The 18,984-nt window shown below is 62.9% G+C and carries 15 protein-coding genes; 12 read left to right on the plus strand and 3 right to left on the minus strand.

Features of this window, described 5'->3' with window-relative positions; genetic code table 11:
* Positions 1-39: 39 nt before the first annotated feature.
* Both HDG33_RS20065 and HDG33_RS20070 read right to left on the minus strand, forming a co-directional pair.
* Positions 40-939, minus strand: coding sequence for an amidohydrolase family protein (locus HDG33_RS20065; RefSeq protein WP_184032373.1), 900 nt, complete (start codon positions 937-939; stop codon positions 40-42).
* Positions 940-972: 33 nt separating this feature from the next.
* On the minus strand, positions 973-1,386 hold the full coding sequence (locus HDG33_RS20070) for a MarR family transcriptional regulator (RefSeq protein ID WP_311539611.1): 414 nt from the start codon (positions 1,384-1,386) through the stop codon (positions 973-975).
* A 214-nt stretch (positions 1,387-1,600) separates the two neighbouring features.
* On the opposite strand from HDG33_RS20070, the gene HDG33_RS20075 reads away from it, so the two are divergent.
* The 4 genes from HDG33_RS20075 (at position 1,601) to HDG33_RS20090 (ending at position 7,673) form a co-directional block, all read left to right on the plus strand.
* Positions 1,601-2,428 carry a p-hydroxycinnamoyl CoA hydratase/lyase gene (locus HDG33_RS20075; protein ID WP_090810398.1) on the plus strand — a complete coding sequence of 276 codons (828 nt, stop codon included), beginning with the start codon at positions 1,601-1,603 and terminating at the stop codon, positions 2,426-2,428.
* 38 nt (positions 2,429-2,466) lie between these two features.
* Positions 2,467-3,918: an aldehyde dehydrogenase gene (locus HDG33_RS20080; RefSeq protein ID WP_184032387.1), complete on the plus strand. Its 1,452-nt coding sequence runs from the start codon at positions 2,467-2,469 to the stop codon at positions 3,916-3,918.
* A gap of 72 nt (positions 3,919-3,990) precedes the next feature.
* Positions 3,991-5,871 carry a feruloyl-CoA synthase gene (locus tag HDG33_RS20085; RefSeq protein WP_184032389.1) on the plus strand — a complete coding sequence of 627 codons (1,881 nt, stop codon included), beginning with the start codon at positions 3,991-3,993 and terminating at the stop codon, positions 5,869-5,871.
* A 17-nt stretch (positions 5,872-5,888) separates the two neighbouring features.
* Positions 5,889-7,673, plus strand: coding sequence for an acyl-CoA dehydrogenase family protein (locus HDG33_RS20090; RefSeq protein ID WP_184032391.1), 1,785 nt, complete (start codon positions 5,889-5,891; stop codon positions 7,671-7,673).
* 27 nt (positions 7,674-7,700) lie between these two features.
* Here the strand turns inward: HDG33_RS20090 and ppk2 are convergent, their stop codons facing one another.
* Positions 7,701-8,516, minus strand: coding sequence for a polyphosphate kinase 2 (ppk2, locus tag HDG33_RS20095; RefSeq protein WP_184032393.1), 816 nt, complete (start codon positions 8,514-8,516; stop codon positions 7,701-7,703).
* Between the two features lie 231 nt (positions 8,517-8,747).
* Between ppk2 and HDG33_RS20100 the strand changes: the two genes are divergently transcribed.
* From HDG33_RS20100 to HDG33_RS20135, 8 genes are all read left to right on the plus strand, one after another.
* Positions 8,748-9,428 carry a hypothetical protein gene (locus tag HDG33_RS20100; RefSeq protein WP_184032395.1) on the plus strand — a complete coding sequence of 227 codons (681 nt, stop codon included), beginning with the start codon at positions 8,748-8,750 and terminating at the stop codon, positions 9,426-9,428.
* A 283-nt stretch (positions 9,429-9,711) separates the two neighbouring features.
* Positions 9,712-10,299, plus strand: coding sequence for a YSC84-related protein (locus HDG33_RS20105; protein ID WP_409259043.1), 588 nt, complete (start codon positions 9,712-9,714; stop codon positions 10,297-10,299).
* A 934-nt stretch (positions 10,300-11,233) separates the two neighbouring features.
* The gene (locus HDG33_RS20110; RefSeq protein WP_184032397.1) at positions 11,234-12,694 is read left to right on the plus strand and encodes an ATP-binding protein; all 1,461 of its coding nucleotides are present in this window, start codon (positions 11,234-11,236) and stop codon (positions 12,692-12,694) included.
* The gene (locus HDG33_RS20115; RefSeq protein ID WP_018424532.1) at positions 12,691-13,314 is read left to right on the plus strand and encodes a response regulator transcription factor; all 624 of its coding nucleotides are present in this window, start codon (positions 12,691-12,693) and stop codon (positions 13,312-13,314) included. The genes HDG33_RS20110 and HDG33_RS20115 overlap by 4 nt, the downstream gene beginning before the upstream one ends.
* Before the next feature lie 162 nt (positions 13,315-13,476).
* Positions 13,477-13,863 carry a response regulator transcription factor gene (locus tag HDG33_RS20120; protein WP_090808964.1) on the plus strand — a complete coding sequence of 129 codons (387 nt, stop codon included), beginning with the start codon at positions 13,477-13,479 and terminating at the stop codon, positions 13,861-13,863.
* A gap of 216 nt (positions 13,864-14,079) precedes the next feature.
* Positions 14,080-14,472: a hypothetical protein gene (locus tag HDG33_RS20125; RefSeq protein ID WP_090808966.1), complete on the plus strand. Its 393-nt coding sequence runs from the start codon at positions 14,080-14,082 to the stop codon at positions 14,470-14,472.
* A gap of 16 nt (positions 14,473-14,488) precedes the next feature.
* A complete protein-coding gene (locus HDG33_RS20130; protein ID WP_184032399.1) occupies positions 14,489-15,736 on the plus strand; it encodes an efflux RND transporter periplasmic adaptor subunit in 1,248 nt (415 codons plus the stop codon).
* A 13-nt stretch (positions 15,737-15,749) separates the two neighbouring features.
* Positions 15,750-18,983 (plus strand): efflux RND transporter permease subunit, encoded by a 3,234-nt coding sequence (locus HDG33_RS20135; protein WP_184032401.1) that lies wholly within the window; start codon positions 15,750-15,752, stop codon positions 18,981-18,983.
* Position 18,984: the final 1 nt, after the last annotated feature.

The raw sequence follows: 18,984 nt of genomic DNA on the forward strand, positions 1-18,984 counted from the left end.
GCTGGCCCGGCGTTTTCGCGCCGGGCCATTTTCCATGCGTCATTCGTGATTCGTCGTGCCTCGGGCCCGCAGATCAAGCAACCTGACGGCGTTCTCCTTTAGAACGAGCGGCTTTACTTCGGGCTTGATGTCGAGCGTATCGAAGTCTTCGAGCCAGCGGTCCGGGCGGATCAGTGGGAAGTCGGACGCGAACAGCACCTTGTTGCGCAACAGCGTGTTCGCATACTTGACCAGCTCGGGCGAAAAGTACTTCGGCGACCAGCCCGACAGATCGATATACACGTTCGGCTTGTGCAGCGCGATCGACAGCGCCTGCTCCTGCCATGGCCAGGAGGGATGCGCGATCACGATCTTCATGTCGGGGAAGTCGGCGGCGACATCGTCGAGGTAGATCGGCTCCGAATACTTGAGGCGCAAACCGCCGCCGCCGCGCATGCCCGAGCCCATGCCCGAGTGTCCACTGTGAAAAACCGCCGGCAGCTGGTACTCGGCAATCACTTCGTAGAGCGGGTATGCCATGCGGTCGTTGGCGAAGAAACCCTGCATCGTGGGGTGAAACTTGAAACCGCGCACGCCGTGCTCCTTGATGAGCCGCCGCGCTTCGCGCGCGCCGAACTTGCCTTTGTGCGGATCGATGCTCGCGAACGCGATCATGATGTCGCGGTTGTTCTGCGCGAACTCCGCGACCTCTTCGTTCGAAATGCGACGGCGCCCGATGTTCGCTTCGCAGTCGACGGTAAACATCACGAAGCCGATATTGCGCTCCCGATAGTGCTCGATCGTTTCGGGAATGGTCGGGCGGCGCCCTTGCTTGAGCACGGTGCCGAAGTATTTGTCGGCGGCTTCGTCGAATTCATTTGCAAACAGGTCCGGTGGTTGGCAGCACGACACCTCGGCATGCACGTGAGTGTCGATGGCCTTCAGTTGATCGATGTTCAATGGGGTCTCCTATGTGTAATTAACGCTGATGCGTCAGGCTGCGCGAAGATTGCGCACGCACGTCAACAGCAGGTTTTTCAGCATCTGTGAATCGTGTTCATCGATTTCGCCGAGCATCGATTGCTCGACCCTGTCAGCGGCACCGTCGCACTGAGCCAGCAATGTTTCGCCGGCCTTCGTCAGCGACAGCAGCCCGACGCGACGGTTGAGCGGACCGGCCACGCGCGTCACCCATCCATTCGCTTCCATCGATTTGACGACCGCGCTGGCCGCTTGCGGCGTGATCAACGAGCGCTGCGCGAGCTGTGCGTTCGACGAACGTGCGCGCGCCCGCAGCACCGACAGTGCGGTGTATTGCGGCAACGTCAGACCATGCGAGGCAAGCGCTTCGGAAAGCTGCCGCGTGAGAATCTTGTCGAGCTGCCCGGCCAGGTAGCTGAGACGCACCGGAGCGGCAGCGTGCCTTCGATCGCGCGGGTTGCGCAGGTTGCGCCGCGTCGTGGCGCGCGCTGTCGATTCAGACCCTGACGGCTTTCTCGTGATCGTCGGCATAGGCGGTTAGGGGTTTGTACCAAGACTTCTATATTGTACTTTACTTATCAGGGCACCTGATATTAAATTGAGCTCAAGCCGCGAGGGCGGCATTGATACGGAGAAGCAGATGAGTTACGAAGGGCGCTGGAAAACGGTCAAGGTCGCGGTGGAAGGCGGAATCGCCTGGGTCACGTTCAATCGTCCGGATAAGCGCAACGCGATGAGCCCGACGCTGAACAAGGAAATGATCGACGTTCTCGAGACGCTCGAACTCGACGCCGAAGCCCAGGTTCTCGTGTTGACCGGCGAAGGCAGTGCATGGACGGCCGGCATGGACCTGAAGGAATATTTCCGCGAAGTGGACGCGGGCCCGGACGTGCTGCAGGAGCGGATTCGCCGCGACGCGAGCCGCTGGCAATGGCAATTGCTGCGCATGTACTCGAAGCCGACGATCGCCATGGTCAACGGCTGGTGCTTCGGCGGTGGCTTCTCTCCGCTCGTCGCCTGCGATCTCGCGATCGCCGCGGACGAAGCCGTGTTCGGCCTGTCCGAAATCAACTGGGGGATTCCGCCGGGCAACCTCGTGAGCAAGGCGATGGCCGATACCGTCGGTCATCGTGAAGCGCTGTACTACATCATGACGGGCGACACCTTCACGGGTCCGCAAGCCGCGAAGATGGGTCTGGTGAACAAAAGCGTGCCGCTCGCGCAACTGCGCGACGAAACGATCGCTCTCGCGGCGAAGCTGCTGAACAAGAACCCGGTCGTGCTGCGCAACGCGAAGCATGGCTTCAAGCGTTCGCGCGAACTCACGTGGGAGCAGAACGAAGACTACCTGTACGCGAAGCTCGACCAGGCGAACTATCGCGATCCGGAAGGCGGTCGCGAACAGGGCCTCAAGCAGTTCCTCGACGACAAGAGCATCAAGCCGGGCTTGCAGACCTACAAGCGCTAAGCGGCGCACTTCAGCAGGACGACTGAGGAGACGAACACATGCATCAAACGAACCTTTTGATTGGCGGCGCGAAACGTGCCGCGTCGAACGGCAAGACCTTCGAGCGCATCAATCCCGCGACGGGGGCGGTTGCCACCCGCGCCGCGGCGGCCACCGTCGAGGATGCCGATGCGGCTGTCACCGCGGCGGCGCGCGCGTTCCCGGCATGGGCGGCGCTCACGCCGACGGAGCGCCGCAAGCGCCTGCTCGCCGCCGCCGACCGCATGGACGCGCGCACGGCCGAGTTCATCGAGATCGGCGCGGCCGAAACGGGTGCGATGGCGAACTGGTACGGCTTTAACGTCATGCTAGCGGCCAACATGCTGCGCGAAGCCGCGGCGATGACGACGCAGATCGACGGCGCGGTGATTCCGTCCGACGTCCCGGGCAGCCTCGCAATGGCCGTGCGTCAGCCGTGCGGCGTCGTGCTTGGCATGGCGCCGTGGAACGCGCCCGTGATTCTCGCGACGCGCGCGCTCGCCATGCCGCTCGCGTGCGGCAACACGGTCGTGCTGAAGGCATCGGAAGGTTGTCCCGGCGTGCATGCGCTGATCGGCGAAGCGCTGAACGACGCGGGTCTCGGCGAAGGCGTCGTCAACGTGCTCACGCATGCGCCGGAAGACGCGCCCGCGATCGTCGAGCGTCTGGTCGCGAATCCTGCCGTGAAGCGTGTGAATTTCACCGGTTCGACGCGTGTCGGCCGCATCGTCGCCGAGCTGTCCGCGCGCCATCTGAAACCCGCGTTGCTCGAACTGGGCGGCAAGGCGCCGGTGCTCGTGCTCGACGACGCGGACCTCGACGCTGCCGTCGAGGGCATCGCGTTCGGCGCGTTCTTCAATCAAGGGCAGATCTGCATGTCGACGGAACGCGTGATCGTCGATCGCAAGGTTGCCGATGCGTTCGTCGAAAAGCTCGTCGCGAAAGCGCGCACGCTGAAGGCAGGCGATCCGACACAGCCGGGCTCGATCCTCGGCACGCTCGAGAGCGAAGCCGCCGCGCGGCGCATTCGCGCGCTGGTCGAAGACGCCCGCGAAAAGGGTGCGAAGCTGCCGCTCGGTTGCGAGGTGAAAGGCGCGATCATGCAGCCGGTGATCGTGGAGAACGTGACGCGCGAGATGAAGCTTTATGCCGATGAATCGTTCGGCCCCGTGGTGACGGTGCAGCGCGTGGACGGCGACGAAGAGGCGCTGACGGTCGCCAACGATAGCGAGTACGGCTTGTCGGCCGCCGTGTTCAGCCGCGATATCGCGCGCGCGATGAACGTCGCGAAACGCATCGAGTCGGGCATCTGCCACATCAACGGCCCGACCGTGCACGACGAGGCGCAGATGCCGTTCGGCGGCGTGAAGGCGAGTGGTTATGGGCGCTTCGGCAGCAAGGCGTCGATTCCCGAGTTCACCGAGTTGCGCTGGATCACGGTGCAGACGAGTCCGCGTCATTATCCGATCTAGGCGTCGGCTCCCGGCCGCAACGATTGCGGCCACCCCATCCTTGCATGGAATGGCACAACTAGGAGACAGGTTTTGGAATCGGAGCACAGCCACGCAAGCTCTCTGGCGACCGGATACCGGAGCGTCGCCATCGGAGCGCCTTCAGCGCGGATCGAGAAACGCGGCGACTGCTGGTACCTCGAGACACCTGAACCTCTGGGTCCGTTTCCGGAGCGCTTTACGGACCGCCTGCTGAGCGGCGCACGCGCGCATCCCGACCGGCTGCTCGTCGCACGACGCGATGCCGGTGGCGCGTGGCAGGGCATCACGTATGCGCAGATGCTCGAGCGCGCGCGTGCGATCGGGCAGGCGCTGCTCGATCGCGATCTCAGCGCGGAACGCCCGTTGGTGATCCTGTCGGGCAACAGCGTCGAACATATGCAACTCGCACTCGGCGCGATGTGGGCGGGTATCGCTTACGCACCCGTTTCGCCGGCCTATTCGTTGATGTCGGGCGATTACGGAAAGCTGCGCCATGTCCTCGAACTGCTCAAACCGGGTCTGGTCTACGCGGACGATATCGGCGCATACACAGCGGCGCTCGATGCCGCGCTGGCAAGCGACGTCGAACGTGTCAGCGCGGTGCCCGCGCCAAACGCGTCGAGAGTGACGCGCTTCGACGCATTGCTCGACACGGCCCCGCGCGACGTCGACGCTGCCAACGCGCGCGTGAACGGCGACACGATTGCGAAGTTCCTGTTCACGTCCGGCTCGACGAACCTGCCGAAAGCCGTGCCGACGACGCATCGCATGCTGGGCGCAAACCAGCAGATGCTGCTCGAAACCTTTCCGCAGTTCGGCATCGAGCCGCCGGTCCTCGTCGACTGGCTGCCGTGGAATCACACGTTCGGCGGCAGCCACAACGTCGGCATCGTGCTGTACAACGGCGGCACGCTCTATATCGACGACGGCAAGCCCGTGGCCGGCAAATTCGACGAGACGCTGCGCAATCTGCGTGAGGTCGCGCCGACCATCTACTTCAACGTGCCGAAGGGTTGGGAAGAACTGACCATCGCGCTGGAAAAGGATGCGGCGCTGCGCGAGCGGTTTTTCTCGCGCGTGAAGATGTATTTCTTCGCGGGCGCCGGTCTGTCGCAGGCGGCGTGGGAGCGTCTCGAGCGCGTAACGCTCGAACATTGCGGAGAACGCATCCGCATCATGGCCGGGCTCGGCATGACTGAGACCGCGCCGTCGTGTCTGTTCACGACGGGACCGGTATCGTGCGCCGGCTATATCGGCTTGCCGCCGCCCGGGTGCCAGGCCAAGGTCGCGCCCGTCGATGGCAAATTCGAAGCGCGCTTTCGCGGCCCTCACGTGATGGGCGGTTACTGGCGAGCATCGCCGGCGCTTCAGAGCAGCGTGTTCGACGATGAAGGCTACTACCGCACAGGAGACGCCGTGCGTTTCGTCGACCCGCAACGTCCCGAACTGGGCCTGATGTTCGATGGCCGCATTGCGGAGGACTTCAAGCTTGCGTCGGGAACGTTCGTCAGCGTCGGGCCGATGCGCGCGCGCATCATCAGCGAAGGGGCGCCCTACGTTCAGGATGCCGTCATTACGGGGATGAATCGCGACGAAGTGGGCGCGATGATTTTTCCGCGCCTCGACGCGTGTCGCTCATTGGCGGGTTCGCCCGCGGATGCGAGCGCCGAGGACGTGCTCAACACGGCCGCCGTGCGCGACTTCTTCAGCGAGCTCGTCGCGCGGCTGAATCGGAGTGCGACAGGCAGTGCCTCGTTCATTGCCCGCATGCACCTGCTGAGCGTGCCGCCGTCGCTCGACCTCGGCGAGATCACCGACAAAGGCTCGATCAATCAGCGCGCCGTGCTCCAGCACCGGGCCGCGCTCGTGGAAGCGATGCACGAAGCCGACGCCGCCGACGCGACCGTGATCCATGCGCGCAGAGGCAGCTAGTCCAGGGACAGGAACAAATGACGTTGACTTATCAGGCGCCGCTACGCGACATGCGCTTCGTGATGGACGAGTGGCTCGACGCCGCTTCGTGGTGGCGCGACGTGCCCGACTGGCAAGACCTCGACTCGCAGACCGCGCAGCAGGTGCTCGAGGAAGCGGCGCGTTTCGTCGAGGAGCGCATCGCGCCGCTCAACGCGAGCGCCGATCTCGAAGGATGTCGTTTCGACGCGGGCAAGGTGACGACGCCCGCGGGCTTTCGCGAGTCCTACGCGGAATTCGTCGAAGCGGGTTGGCCGACGTTATCGCTCGACACCGGGCACGGCGGACAGGGCCTGCCGCAGCTTCTCGACGTCGCACTTCAGGAAATGCTCGCGGGCGCCAACCATGCATGGTTGATGTCGCCCGGGCTCACGCACGGCGCGACGGCATGCTTGCAGACGTATGGCAGCGAACGCGTGAAAAAGGCATTGCTGCCGAAAGTCGCGAGTGGTGAGTGGCTATCGACGATGTGTCTGACCGAGCCCCAGGCCGGCAGCGATGTCGGCCTGATCCGTTCGCGCGCGACTGAAGCACCGGGCACCGACGGGTATTTCATCGACGGCAGCAAGATCTTTATCAGCGGCGGCGCGCACGATCTGACGGAGAACATCGTTCATCTGGTGCTCGCTCGAGTGCCCGATGCGCCGCCCGGTACGAAAGGGTTGTCGCTGTTCGTCGTGCCGGAATGGCTGGAAGACGGCGACGGTGGGCGTTCGTGCAATGGTGTCTATTGCGAAGGCATCGAAAAGAAAATGGGCCTGAAAGGCAGCCCGACCTGCACGATGCGCTTCGAACGCGCATTCGGTTGGCTCGTCGGCGAAGCGCATCGCGGTCTCGCGTGCCTGTTCGTGATGATGAACGCGGCGCGGCTGCAGGTTGCGATGCAGGGCCTCGGGCATGCGCACACCGCGTGGCAACGCGCGCACGCTTACGCGCAGGAACGCGCGCAGATGCGTGCAGCGAGCGTGCCGCCCGGCGCGAACGTCGCAGCGGGGAAGGCTGCGCCGATTGCGTTTCATCCGGCCATGCGGCGGATTCTGATGGAGCTGCGCGCGATCGTCGAAGGCGAGCGCGCGATCGGTTACTGGACCGCGCATTGGCTCGACATCGCCGCACGTCATGCCGATGCCGCCGAACGGGAACAGGCGGCGCAGCTCGCATCGCTGTTGACTCCGATTGCAAAGGCGTTTTTTACGGCCAACGGTTTTGGCGCTGCATCGAACGCGCTGCAGGTGTTCGGCGGCTACGGCTACATCCACGAGTACGGCATTGAACAGACGTTGCGCGATAGTCGCGTGTCGATGTTGTACGAAGGCACCAACGAAATTCAGGCGATCGATCTGCTGATTCGGAAGGTGCTGCCCGATGGGGCGGTGGCGTTCGATGTGCTGCTTCGCCACGTGCGCGCGGAAGCGCGGCTGTGCCAGGAGTCCGATCCGCCGGTTCGTGCCGCCGGCGCGAAGCTCGCAGAGCTCGCACAGACAGTGGAGAGCACGACACGGTCGATCAAGGCACGCCACGCGCAAGACCCGGAGACGGCATACCGGGTCGCGGACGACTATCTCGCGATGCTTGGCTGGATGCTGCTGGCGTTCGCATGGGCGCGCACGCTGCGAATTGCGACGCCGCAATGCGAGGCGGAAACGTTCTATGTGGAGAAGCGGGAGACGGGCCGCTTCTTCTTCGACTACCCGCTCGCGGCCTTCGCTTATCGCCGCAGCCTCGTTGAAGCCGGTTGCGAGGCAACGCTGCCGTACGTTTGAAAGTCAGCTTGAGCAACACCTGCCTGATCAATACCGTTCGGCCACGTATTTAAACGGATAGTCTGGTTCCTTGTATCCGTCGGGCTTTTGCCGTTTCGGCAGCGAGACCTTCTTGCGGGCAGGCTGCTTGTACGGAATCCTCTGAAGCATGTCGCTGATGATGTTCAGTCGCGCGCGCCGCTTGTCGTTTGAATTCGCTATGAACCACGAAGCATAGTCGGTGTCCGACGCCGCGAGCATCTCATCGCGGGCACGCGAGTAGTCATACCATCGGCTATAGGATTTCAGGTCCATCCCGGTCAGTTTCCAGATCTTGCGACCGTCGTGGATGCGTGCCTCGAGACGTCGGGTCTGTTCCTCGGGGCTGACCTCGAGCCAGTACTTGAGCAGGATGATCCCGGATTCGACGATCGCCCGCTCGACGAGCGGCACGGCCTTGAAGAACGTCTGCACGTCCTCCTCGGAGCAGAAACCCATCACGCGCTCGACGCCCGCGCGGTTGTACCAGCTGCGGTCGAAAATGACGATCTCGCCCGCGGCCGGCAAGTGCGGCACGTAGCGCTGCATATACATCTGGCTTTTTTCACGTTCGCTAGGCGCGGGCAATGCAACGACGCGGAAGACGCGCGGACTGACGCGCTCGGTCATCGCCTTGATCGTGCCGCCTTTGCCCGCGCCGTCACGTCCCTCGAAGACGACGCAGACCTTGCTTCCCGTTTGCACGACCCATTCCTGCAGCTTGACGAGCTCGACATGCAGATCGAAAAGCGCCTTGCGATATTCCTTGTACGACAGCGCCCTGTCCTGCTCGGGCTGCTCGTTTTCCGACTTCGTTTTGGCCATTATCTTCTCCCCAGCGCGGACTGTTCCAGCGTACTACGCAATGATCCATTCCCAAGGTAGAGCGCGACGCGAAGCAGGGCCATACGACCTTGGTCCAATATCGCCGGTACAGGGCGCGCTGTATGCTGCGGGCGTCCGCTCGCGCCTGCCCGATCCGACTGTCCTCGTCGCGCCTCATCCGTATGCCAGCAAAGGGCGGGTTCGGTTCACGTCATCGCCACAGGAGGCCTCATGGATGCCACGGGTCACACGGAGCAGGAAAACTTCGGCGATAGGGAGCCTGTTCTCGATGTCGTCGATCGAGTGTGCGAGTTATGTTTCGGCCTCTTCATGGCGCTGACGTTCGTCGGCACCGTCTCGGCCGTCGGCGCGGGTGCCGACGCGGGGCACAAGATGTTCTACACGGCGCTCGGCTGCAATCTCGCATGGGGCCTCGCGGACGCGGTGATGTTCCTCGTGCGTACGCTGGTGGCTCGCGGCAGGCGTGTGACGCTTGCGCATTCCGTGCGAAGCCAGCCGAATGCGGCCGCGGGCGTTCGGACGCTTCACGACGCAATGGCCGCGTGGCTCAGACCGTTGATCGGCGATACGGAGCTCGAGTCCATCCGCAGGCGTGTAGCGGCGCGGCCGGATCTGCCGCAGCAAGCAGTATTCGTGCGCGACGATTTCATCGCCGCCGCGGCTATCTTTGTGCTCGTAGTAGCCGCAACATTCCCGGTCGCGTTGCCCTTCGTGCTGTTCGCGAACGTTCCGACGGCGCTGATCGTCTCCCGTGTCTTGACTATCGCGATGTTATTCGGCAGCGGCATGGCGCTGGGGCATTACGCGGGATTTCGCGGCTGGCAGGCCGGCCTTGCGATGGCGGCGGTCGGCGTCCTGCTCACCGTGGCGATCATTGCGCTCGGCGGATGATCGAGGTCGGCCCCGCCAATCAGCTTCGCTGGCTTCGCGTTTCATTCATCATCGACACCGCGCTTCCTGTAAGACCAAGGTCCGATTCCGCAGCGGTTTCAGCGTGACATCATGTATCTGCAAGCGTTGTAGTCGTCGCATCCGGATACCGAAGAAAATCGACGGGCGGCGATGGCATTGATGGTTCCTTGGGCGGCTATGCCGCTTCACGGCGGAGAAAAAAGATCGAGGCTTCCAGCCATCAGGACTGGCGACTCGGATCGTAACCAGAACGGAGTCGATAGTGAACAGACGGAACTTTGTGCACACGCTCGCGCTTACATCCATGGCCGCGAGTCTGGCTTTGGCGGGTTGCACGACGACCGGAGGCAGTGGCGAGAACGCCACTACCGACGCCGCCAAACGGCAGGAGATCGACGCGGCCGTGAACGGTGCGCTGTCGAAATTGTTCGAGACGGTGCAAGGCTCGCACGAGCTCGTAGCGAAGGCACAGGGCGTCCTGGTGTTTCCTTCGGTGAGGAAGGCGGCGTTCATCGTCGGTGGCCAGTACGGTGAAGGCGCATTGCGCGTCGGGGGAGCGACGGTCGGCTATTACAGCACCGCCGCGGCTTCGTTCGGATTGCAGGCCGGCGCGCAGTCGACCGCCGTGTTCTTCCTGTTCATGACCAAGGACTCGCTCGAGAAATTCCGCAACGCGAAGGGCTGGTCGGTGGGCGCCGATGCTTCGGTTTCACTGCTGAAAGTCGGAGCAACCGGCTCGATCGATACCTCGTCCGTGACCGCCGACGTCGTCGCGATGGTCTTGACCAATACGGGCCTGATGGCAGACCTGTCGCTGGCCGGCACCAAGGTTACGCGCATGAATCTGTAACAGGGGCGCGGCAAGCAGCGGCATTCGATCGAATCGTCATGGCGCTGTCACATGGTGGTGCGTCTATCGCGTGTTGCGCGGTTTCGTTACAGCGAGGCCGCGCGACACGCTACGCGTGCCTTGGCACGGCGACGCGCAGCGGATAGTTTTTGGCGGACTCACCCCTTAGCCTCCCTATCATCCCTCCCGTTGTTCCCACGAAACGCTGCGAGCCAGATGCGCTCGCGACTCGCAGCGACGCTGCCTGTAATCTGCACTGACCGTCCTGTTTATTCAATACCGGTAGAAAAGACGAAGCCGAAACACGCGTTCTCGCCGCGGCGCTGCGTTTAGTCATCTGCCTGGCATAAATTTATATTTTTGTGGTCGGCGAATGCAAATGATTCGCACTGGAATGGCGGGCGATAAAAGCGCTGACTTGCGTCAAAAAAACTCTCGCCGACAAATTAAATTAAGTTGGAGAATTAGCGTTCGGTATACCCGCTGACTCTGTGATTCGCGATGCATGAAAGCTTTGCGGTTGAAGTTTCATCTGGAAGCGCTATCTCGCCGGGCTTCACGGGCTAGCGTAAATCCGCCACGGAGCAGGAGAACATTGCGGCTCCTACTGCGACGTTGCCAGTTTGCTAACTTTCCTGTGCGTGCAAACGGACGGCACGGACGCTGCCCCGCCCGGCAATAATTAACTGCCTAACAAACGCTGTCGCCATTTTCCGATTGATGGCGGACAACGCAGAACACTATTGAGTAGTTTCCCGAGTAAGCGGCATAAATTAAGGTAACCCTTCGGTAAGTGATTCTGGATAGCCTATACTGACTTCCAGCCACCAGACGTGCGAAGTACCGATTGTGAAGTCAATTATGTGGTTCGAAGCCCAAAGATAAAGACGTCGCAGTTGTACGGAATCCGTTCGCACTGGACCCGGAGGTGCCAATGATTAATCTGATCGTGTACGGCAGACACCTGGCGATCGGGGTAGCGGGAATGCTCACGGCGCTGAACGCGCAACCGCGCCACATGGGTCAAAGCGGCTCGTCGCAGATCGACACTGCGCGCAACGACGGTCCTCCACTATCCGGGCACGACCGTTCCCGACAGTTTTCACCCAGGCATCACCGGTTTCAGCGCGCTCGCAATATCCCCGGCGTGTCGAGCCGACAGAGTACCCGCGATACCCGCGAGCCGCCGTACGCGTTGCCGGCATGGCGGCGCTGTGTCGCCGCTTGCGCATCGTGGCTGCGAGGCGAAGGCGATAGCAGCACGCGGCGCATCCTCGACGCGAGCATGCCGCTGTGCGAGACGCTCGAAATGTTGCCGGTTCCGATCGTCACGGTCGATCAGCGGGACCAGATCATCTTCGCGAACGCACGGGCGGCGCAACTGTTCGGGTACACGAGGGAAGAGCTGATCGGCGCGCCGACCGCCAAGCTGTTTCCGATCGACGGCATCAATGCCGATCGGTCGGGCCCAGGCAATCGTGGCGCGAAGATACCAATCCCCGGCGTCACGACCACGCAGATTCTGATCGCGCGGCGGCGCGATGGCGGCGGCTTTCACGCGGAGGCGGAAACCACGCGATGCCGCGTGCACAATCAGGAATTGCGGATCACCGCGATATCGGATTGCAGTGCGTGCGGCGAAGTCGATGGAAATATGAGGGATCTCGCGCATCTCGCGCGCGTTTCTTCATTGGGCGAACTCGCCGGATCGCTCGCGCACGAGTTGAAGCAGCCGCTTACCGCGATCCTGTTCAACGCGCAAGCCGCACGCAAATTCATGGATGCGGAGACGACCAACGTAGTGGAGCTGCGCGAAGCGCTCGAAGACATCGTGGCCGACAATTGCCGCGCGAACGAGGTGCTGCAAAGGATTCGCGCATTGGTGCGCAAAGGCGATGTCGAGTTGCAGTTGCTGGACGTCGGCAACGTCGTGCGCGACATCGCGACGCTCGTGCACAGCGATGCGTTGACGCGCAGCGTGCGCACGAGCTTCGACATTCCGAACAATCTGGCGCTCATTTGCGGCGACAAGGTTCAGCTTCAGCAGGTGATCCTGAACCTGCTGCTCAACGCTTTCGACGCGGTCAAGGATTGCCCTGCCGCGGACCGCCTCGTCGAAACGACAGCGCGTGAGGAAGCGGACGGACTGATACGGATCACGGTAAAAGATCGCGGCCAGGGCCTCGACGTCGACAGCATGGAAAGGATTTTCCGGCCATTTTTCACCACCAAACCGCAGGGGCTCGGATTGGGTCTTTCGATCAGCCGCACGATCGTCACGGCGCACCGCGGCCGGCTGTGGGCGGAAAACAACGAGGGCAAAGGGGCATCGTTTCACGTCACGCTTCCCGTCGCGACCGATATCCGACAGAGACTCGTGCCCCGATCATCATGAACCAGACCAACACTCGCGTCTTCATCGTCGACGACGACGACAGCGTGCGCAGCGCGCTCGCCCGCTTGCTGCGCGCCTCCGGCTACCAGGTCGAATGCTTCGACAGTCCTGAGGCCTTTCTCGAACGAGCCGATTTGACGAGCATGCCAGCCTGCCTCGTTCTCGATCTGCAGATGCCGGGCATGACGGGACTCGAAGTGCAGCGCAAGCTCGATCAGCTGCTGCCGATCGTATTCCTGACCGGGCACGGCGACATCGGCTCGAGCGTCGACGCGATGAAAGGCGGAGCGGTCGACTTTCTGCCCAAGCCGGTGCGCGACTCGCTGTTGCTCGCCGCGGTGGATCGCGCGCTCGCGCGCGCGTGTGTGGAAAGCAGGCGGCGCCACGAACGCGAGGAAATAGAAGAGCGGATGCGGCATCTGACCCGCCGCGAACGCGAAGTCATGGAACTCGTCGTGACCGGCCGCCTGAACAAACAGGTTGCGAGCGATCTGGGCGCGGCCGAAAAAACGATCAAGATTCATCGGGCCCGCGTGATGGAGAAGATGAAGGCCCGATCTATCGTCGACCTCGTTCATCTGGTGCGAAAGGGCGGCGTTTGTACGGCCGACGAAGAATAATCGCCCGAACCAGGCGCCGACTTTCGCGTTGCGCCGCCACTTTCAGCGGTGCTGGCCGACACCGCTAGTGGACCAAAGTCTTATATCTCATCGGGGTTTCAACCAGTACGCTAAGGCATCAGTGGTTCACTTTCCGGAGCGACTGCGCGTTCGCGCTGTCATATGGTCAACCCTAACCAATTCGTTGCGGTGGTCGACGATGACGAGTCGGTCTGCCGAGCCATCAAGCGTTTGCTGCATTCCGAAGGTATCAGGGCGGAGACGTTTTGCAGCGGTGACGAGTTCTTGAATGCGCTTGTGGCAATTCCGTCGTATCGGCCTGCCTGCGTGATTCTGGATGTCCAGATGCCGGGAACCAACGGCCTGGAAGTCCAGCGTCAGCTCGCGCAAATGGGCGTGCCGGTCATCGTGATTACTGCCTATGACGATCTCTCCGTCCGCCAGACCGCGCTCGCGGCCGGCGCGGCCGCGTACCTGCGCAAGCCTTTCACCAGTGCGATTCTGTTCAAGGCGGTCGAGGTGGCCATCGGCGGTCCGCCGACACCCTGAACGCGCGTCTTCGCGCCGGACGATATGAGACCAAGGTCCGATTGTCGCCGTTTCTTCGGACCACCAAACTGAACTCAGTCAACGCGTCGAACCGAACACCGGCTGCGCCGCACCGAATTCGAAACCGGACAGGTTGCGGCGCGCGCGTGCCTTTGCGCGTGCGACGCGCCGCGCGGAGTGCGGCAGCGTTCAAGGATAAAAGCGGGAGCGCACGTGATGAAATCAATTTCGGTTTGTCTCGCGATTCTTCTCGGTACCGCTGCGATGCAGGTGGGCGCGGCGGACTTCGACGGCAGCAAACGGCTGATCTGCGCGACGATCGACGCGCACGCCTGCGATCCCGGCATCGCCTGCACGCGCGCCTTGCCCGCGGATCTCGGTCTGCCCAAATTCCTGACTCTCGATTTCGACAAACGCGCGGTCGTCGGTCCCGCGCGCACGACGCCGATGCTGTCGGTCACCAAGGAGGCGGATCAGCTCCTGATCCTCGGCAATGAGTTGGGCTTTGGCTGGACGCTGGTCGTCGATTCGACGGACGGCGAGATGACGCTGACGATCGCGAACAGAAACGATGCCTTCGTGCTGTTCGGCAACTGCACGCCTTTGTGATCAGGCGGAGTGCGCGATGAAAACCGTACCCGTGTCCCTGGTCTCGCCGCGGCCGGATTCTCGCGGCGCTCTCCCATTGCTCGCCGTCGTCGCGGCGCTGACGCTGCTCACGTCACTCGCGTCGTGCAAGAAGGCACCACCGCCGCCGGTCGTCGCCGCGCCGGAAGTGACCGTGATGACGGTGACGCAGCAGGACACGCCGGTCGACTTCGAATTTACCGCGCAAACGCAGAGTTCGCGTGAAGTCGAGATCCGCTCGCGGGTGGACGGCTTCCTCGACAAGCGCATGTACACCGAAGGCGCGTTGGTCAAGACGGGACAAACGATGTTCCAGATGGACCGCAAGCCGTTCGAGGCCGCGCTGCGGACCGCGAAAGGGCAACTGGCCCAGCAGGAGGCGCGTCTCGAAGTCGCCAAGGCCAATCTCGCGCGCGTGGTGCCGTTGGCGGCGCAGAACGCGTTGAGCAAGAAGGATCTCGACGACGCGGTCGGCAACGAGAAGCAGAGCGCCGCCGCGGTGATCGCCGCCCAGGGCGAAGTCGACACCGCACTGCTGAACCTAAGCTACACGACGATCAAGTCTCCGCTGAACGGCCTGTCGAGCTTCGCGCGTCTGCAGGATGGCAGCTACGTGACGGCGACCTCGAACGGTTTGCTGACCTACGTGTACCAGCTCGATCCGATGTGGGTGAACTTCAGCATCTCCGAGAACGAGATGCTGAAGTACCGCGACGACATCGCGGCAGGACTATTGAGGTTTCCCGCGCACAACGAATTCGTCGTGCATCTGATTCTCGCCGATGGCTCGCCCTATGCCGAGCAAGGCCAGATCGACTTCGCGAACCCGGCGTTCAACACCGAAACGGGAACCTTCCTCGTGCGCGCGACCTTCGAAAACCCGAAGGGCATCTTGCGCCCCGGCCAGTTCGTGCGGGCCCGCGTTTCCGGCGCAATCCGGCCCAATGCGACGCTCGTGCCGCAGCGCGCGGTGTTGCAGGGCGCGAAGAGCCACTTCGTGTGGGTCGTCGATAGCGCCTCGAAGGCGCATCAGCGCGTCGTCGAAGTCGGCGACTGGCAGGGCGATAACTGGTTTGTTTCCGACGGACTCAAGGCGGGCGAGCGCATCGTCGTGGACGGCGCGCTGCGCGTTACCGCGGATTCGCAGCTGAAGATCATCAAAACCCTGGCGGCCGGCGGGAAAAGCCAGGCGGCGGTGGCGACGGCTGCATCGCAAGGCGCCGCGGCAGCGCCCGCCGCCGAGTGACGGGGCAGTCGCCATGAACATTTCGCGCTACTGCATCGATCGGCCGATTTTCGCGTCAGTCATTTCGATCGTCATCACGCTCGGCGGCGCATTGGCGATGTTCTCGCTGCCGGTCGCGCAGTACCCCGACATCACGCCGCCGCAGATTACGGTGTCCGCGACCTATCCGGGCGCCAGCGCCGAGGTCGTCGCGAACAACGTCGCCGCACCGATCGAGCAGCAGGTCAATGGCGCGGACAACATGATCTACATGAACTCGTCGAGTTCGTCGACCGGCAGTATGACGCTCAACGTGTACTTCCAGATCGGCACGAACCCCGAACTGGCCCAGGTCGACGTGCAGAACCGCGTGAATCTCGCGCTGCCGCAACTGCCGCAATCGGTCCAGGCGCAGGGCATTCAGGTACAGAAAAAGTCACAGGCGTTCATGATGGTGATCGCGATCTATTCGCCCACCAACCGCTACGATTCGACGTATATCGCGAACTTTACGAACATCTACGTGCTTGACGCGATCAAGCGGATTCCGGGCGCGAACCAGTCGAGTATCTTCGGCACGCCAGACTACGCGATGCGGATCTGGCTGAAGCCCGACCGGATGGCGCAGCTGGGCGTGACGGCCGCCGACGTGCAACGGGTCGTCGCGAACCAGAACCAGCAGTTCGCGGTGGGCAGTATCGGACAGTCGCCGACCAGCGGGGCGGTCCAGCAATCGTTCGCGGTCACGACCACGGGGCGCCTCGCCGAGCCTTCGCAGTTCGACAACATTATCGTGCGCGCCGCGAGCGGCGGCGCGGCGATCGTGCGGCTCAAGGACATCGGCCGCGCCGAGCTCGGCCAGAAAGACTACTCGATTCGCAGCCGCTTCCAGGGCAAGCCGGCCACCGTGCTCGCCGTGTATCAGCAGCCGGGCGCCAACGCGCTCGACGTGGCGAAGCAGGTGCGCACGACACTCGCGGAACTGAAGAAGTCGTTTCCGGAAGGCATGACCTACGAAATCGCGATGGACACGACCGAGTTCACGCGAGCGTCGATCTCGGACGTGATCCACACGTTCTTCGAAGCGCTGGTACTCGTCGTGATCGTGGTGTTCGTGTTCCTGCAAAGCCTGCGTGCGACGCTGATTCCGATCATCGCGGTGCCCGTGTCGATCGTCGGCACCTGCATGTTCATGCTGCTGCTCGGCTTTTCGATCAACATGCTGACCTTGTTCGGCATGGTGCTCGCGATCGGTATCGTCGTCGACGACGCGATCGTCGTGATCGAGAACGTCGAGCGCAACATGACGGTGCACAAGCTCTCGCCGAAAGAGGCCTCGAAGAAGGCGATGGACGAAGTCGCCGGCCCGGTCGTGGCGATCGTGCTGGTGCTGTGCGCGGTGTTCGTGCCGGTCGCGTTTCTCGGCGGTATCACCGGACAGATGTACAAGCAGTTCGCGATCACGATTGCGATCTCGGTGGTGCTGTCCGGCATCGTCGCACTGACCTTGTCACCGGCGCTCGCCGCGTTGCTGCTGAAAAGCACGCACCACGAGAAGAAGGGCTTTTTCCGCTGGTTCGACAATCAGTTCGCCCGCATGACGTCGGGCTATACACGCGCGGTCAAGCTCATCATCAAGCGCTTTGTCATGGGGCTCGTGTTCTTCGCGGCGATGATCGTGCTGGCGGTGCTGATGGTGCGCTCGATTCCGTCGGCGTTCCTGCCGCCTGAAGACCAGGGTTATCTGCTCGGCGCGGTCATCATGCCGGACGCGGCTAGCCTCGACCGCACCGGCCAGGTGTCGCAAGTCATCACTGACTATTTCATGAAACAGGAGGCGGTCGGCAGCATCACCACGGTCGATGGTTTCAGCCTGCTCGACAGCCAGAACAAGAACAATGCCGGCACCTTCTTCGTCGGTCTGAAGAGCTTCGACGAACGCTATACGCGCGCCAACCGCGCGACGCAGAACGCGCGCCAGGTGCTGCTCGACGCGTATCGCCACTTCGCGAACGTCCAGGAGGGCATCATTCTGCCGGTCAACCCGCCATCGATTCCGGGGCTCGGCACGACAGGCGGCACGGAGGTGTGGATTCAGAGCAAGGGGGATGCTTCCATCGCACAGCTCGCGGGCGTGGCCGACCAGTTCGTGCAGAAAGCGCGGGCGCGCAAGGAGCTGACCGGCGTCACGATGACCTTCAATGCGGCGTCGCGGCAACTGCTGGTCGACGTGGATCGCGACAAGTCGGAGACGCTCGGCGTGCCGGTCGAAGACGTCTATAGCTCGATGCAGACGATGTTCGGCTCGCTGTACGTATCGCAGTTCAACCGCTCGAGCCGGCTGTGGCAGGTGATCCTGCAGGCGGACCCGCGGTATCGCCTGAAGCCTACCGACCTCGATCAGATCTTCGTGCGCAGCACGAACGGCACGATGGTGCCGATCAAGTCGGTGGCAAGCTATCGCTTTACGACGGGCCCGGACCTCGTCACGCGATTCAATAATTTTCCGGCCATCAAGGTCACGGCGAATGCCGGGCCGGGCTACAGCTCCGGACAGGTGATCTCGACGCTGGAACAGATCGCCGCGCAGATGCCGGAAGGCTACGACGTGGCATGGAGCGGCGAGGCATTCGAAGAACGGCAGTCGGGCGGCACCTCCGGGCTGGTGTTCGTGTTCGGTCTCGTGATGGTGTTCCTGATCCTCGCCGCGCAGTACGAGAAGTGGTCGCTGCCGGTCGGTGTGCTGATGGCGGTGCCGTTCGCGCTGTTCGGCGCGCTGCTCGCGATCATGCTGCGCGGCCTGTCCAACGACGTCTACTTCCAGATCGGGCTGACGATGCTGGTCGCGCTCGCCGCGAAGAACGCAATCCTGATCTTCGAATTCGCGGTGCTCAATCGCGAGAGCGGCGCCTCGGTGTTCGACGCGACGATGACCGCGGCGGAAGAACGGCTGCGCCCGATCGTGATGACCTCGCTCGCGTTCATTCTCGGCTGCGTGCCGCTCGCGATCGCGACGGGTGCATCGGCGAACAGCCGCCATTCGATCGGTACCGGTGTGATCGGCGGCATGTTGGGCGCGACGGCGATCGCCGTATTCTTCATCCCGATGTTCTATTACCTGCTCGAAACCATGTCGTCGCGCTCGAAGGGAGGCAAAAAGCCGACGCCGGGCGTGGAGCCCAGCGGCGGCGCGGGACGCGAACCCTCGGCGGTGCCGGGGCCCGGTGCGTCGAGCGAGGCGCCGTCCGCGCCGCAGGCAGGTGAATGAC

Origin of the sequence: Paraburkholderia sp. Cpub6 (assembly GCF_014201065.1) — a bacterium.
Lineage (GTDB): Bacteria > Pseudomonadota > Gammaproteobacteria > Burkholderiales > Burkholderiaceae > Paraburkholderia > Paraburkholderia tuberum.

Excerpts from the sequence above, each read along its gene's own strand:
- HDG33_RS20075 (WP_090810398.1), top strand. The coding sequence starts at position 1,601 with ATGAGTTACGAAGGGCGCTGGAAAACGGTCAAGGTCGCGGTGGAAGGC.
- HDG33_RS20080 (WP_184032387.1), top strand. The coding sequence starts at position 2,467 with ATGCATCAAACGAACCTTTTGATTGGCGGCGCGAAACGTGCCGCGTCG.
- HDG33_RS20090 (WP_184032391.1), top strand. The coding sequence starts at position 5,889 with ATGACGTTGACTTATCAGGCGCCGCTACGCGACATGCGCTTCGTGATG.
- ppk2 (WP_184032393.1), bottom strand. The coding sequence starts at position 8,516 with ATGGCCAAAACGAAGTCGGAAAACGAGCAGCCCGAGCAGGACAGGGCG.
- HDG33_RS20100 (WP_184032395.1), top strand. The coding sequence starts at position 8,748 with ATGGATGCCACGGGTCACACGGAGCAGGAAAACTTCGGCGATAGGGAG.
- HDG33_RS20110 (WP_184032397.1), top strand. The coding sequence starts at position 11,234 with ATGATTAATCTGATCGTGTACGGCAGACACCTGGCGATCGGGGTAGCG.
- HDG33_RS20115 (WP_018424532.1), top strand. The coding sequence starts at position 12,691 with ATGAACCAGACCAACACTCGCGTCTTCATCGTCGACGACGACGACAGC.
- HDG33_RS20120 (WP_090808964.1), top strand. The coding sequence starts at position 13,477 with ATGGTCAACCCTAACCAATTCGTTGCGGTGGTCGACGATGACGAGTCG.
- HDG33_RS20125 (WP_090808966.1), top strand. The coding sequence starts at position 14,080 with ATGAAATCAATTTCGGTTTGTCTCGCGATTCTTCTCGGTACCGCTGCG.
- HDG33_RS20130 (WP_184032399.1), top strand. The coding sequence starts at position 14,489 with ATGAAAACCGTACCCGTGTCCCTGGTCTCGCCGCGGCCGGATTCTCGC.
- HDG33_RS20135 (WP_184032401.1), top strand. The coding sequence starts at position 15,750 with ATGAACATTTCGCGCTACTGCATCGATCGGCCGATTTTCGCGTCAGTC.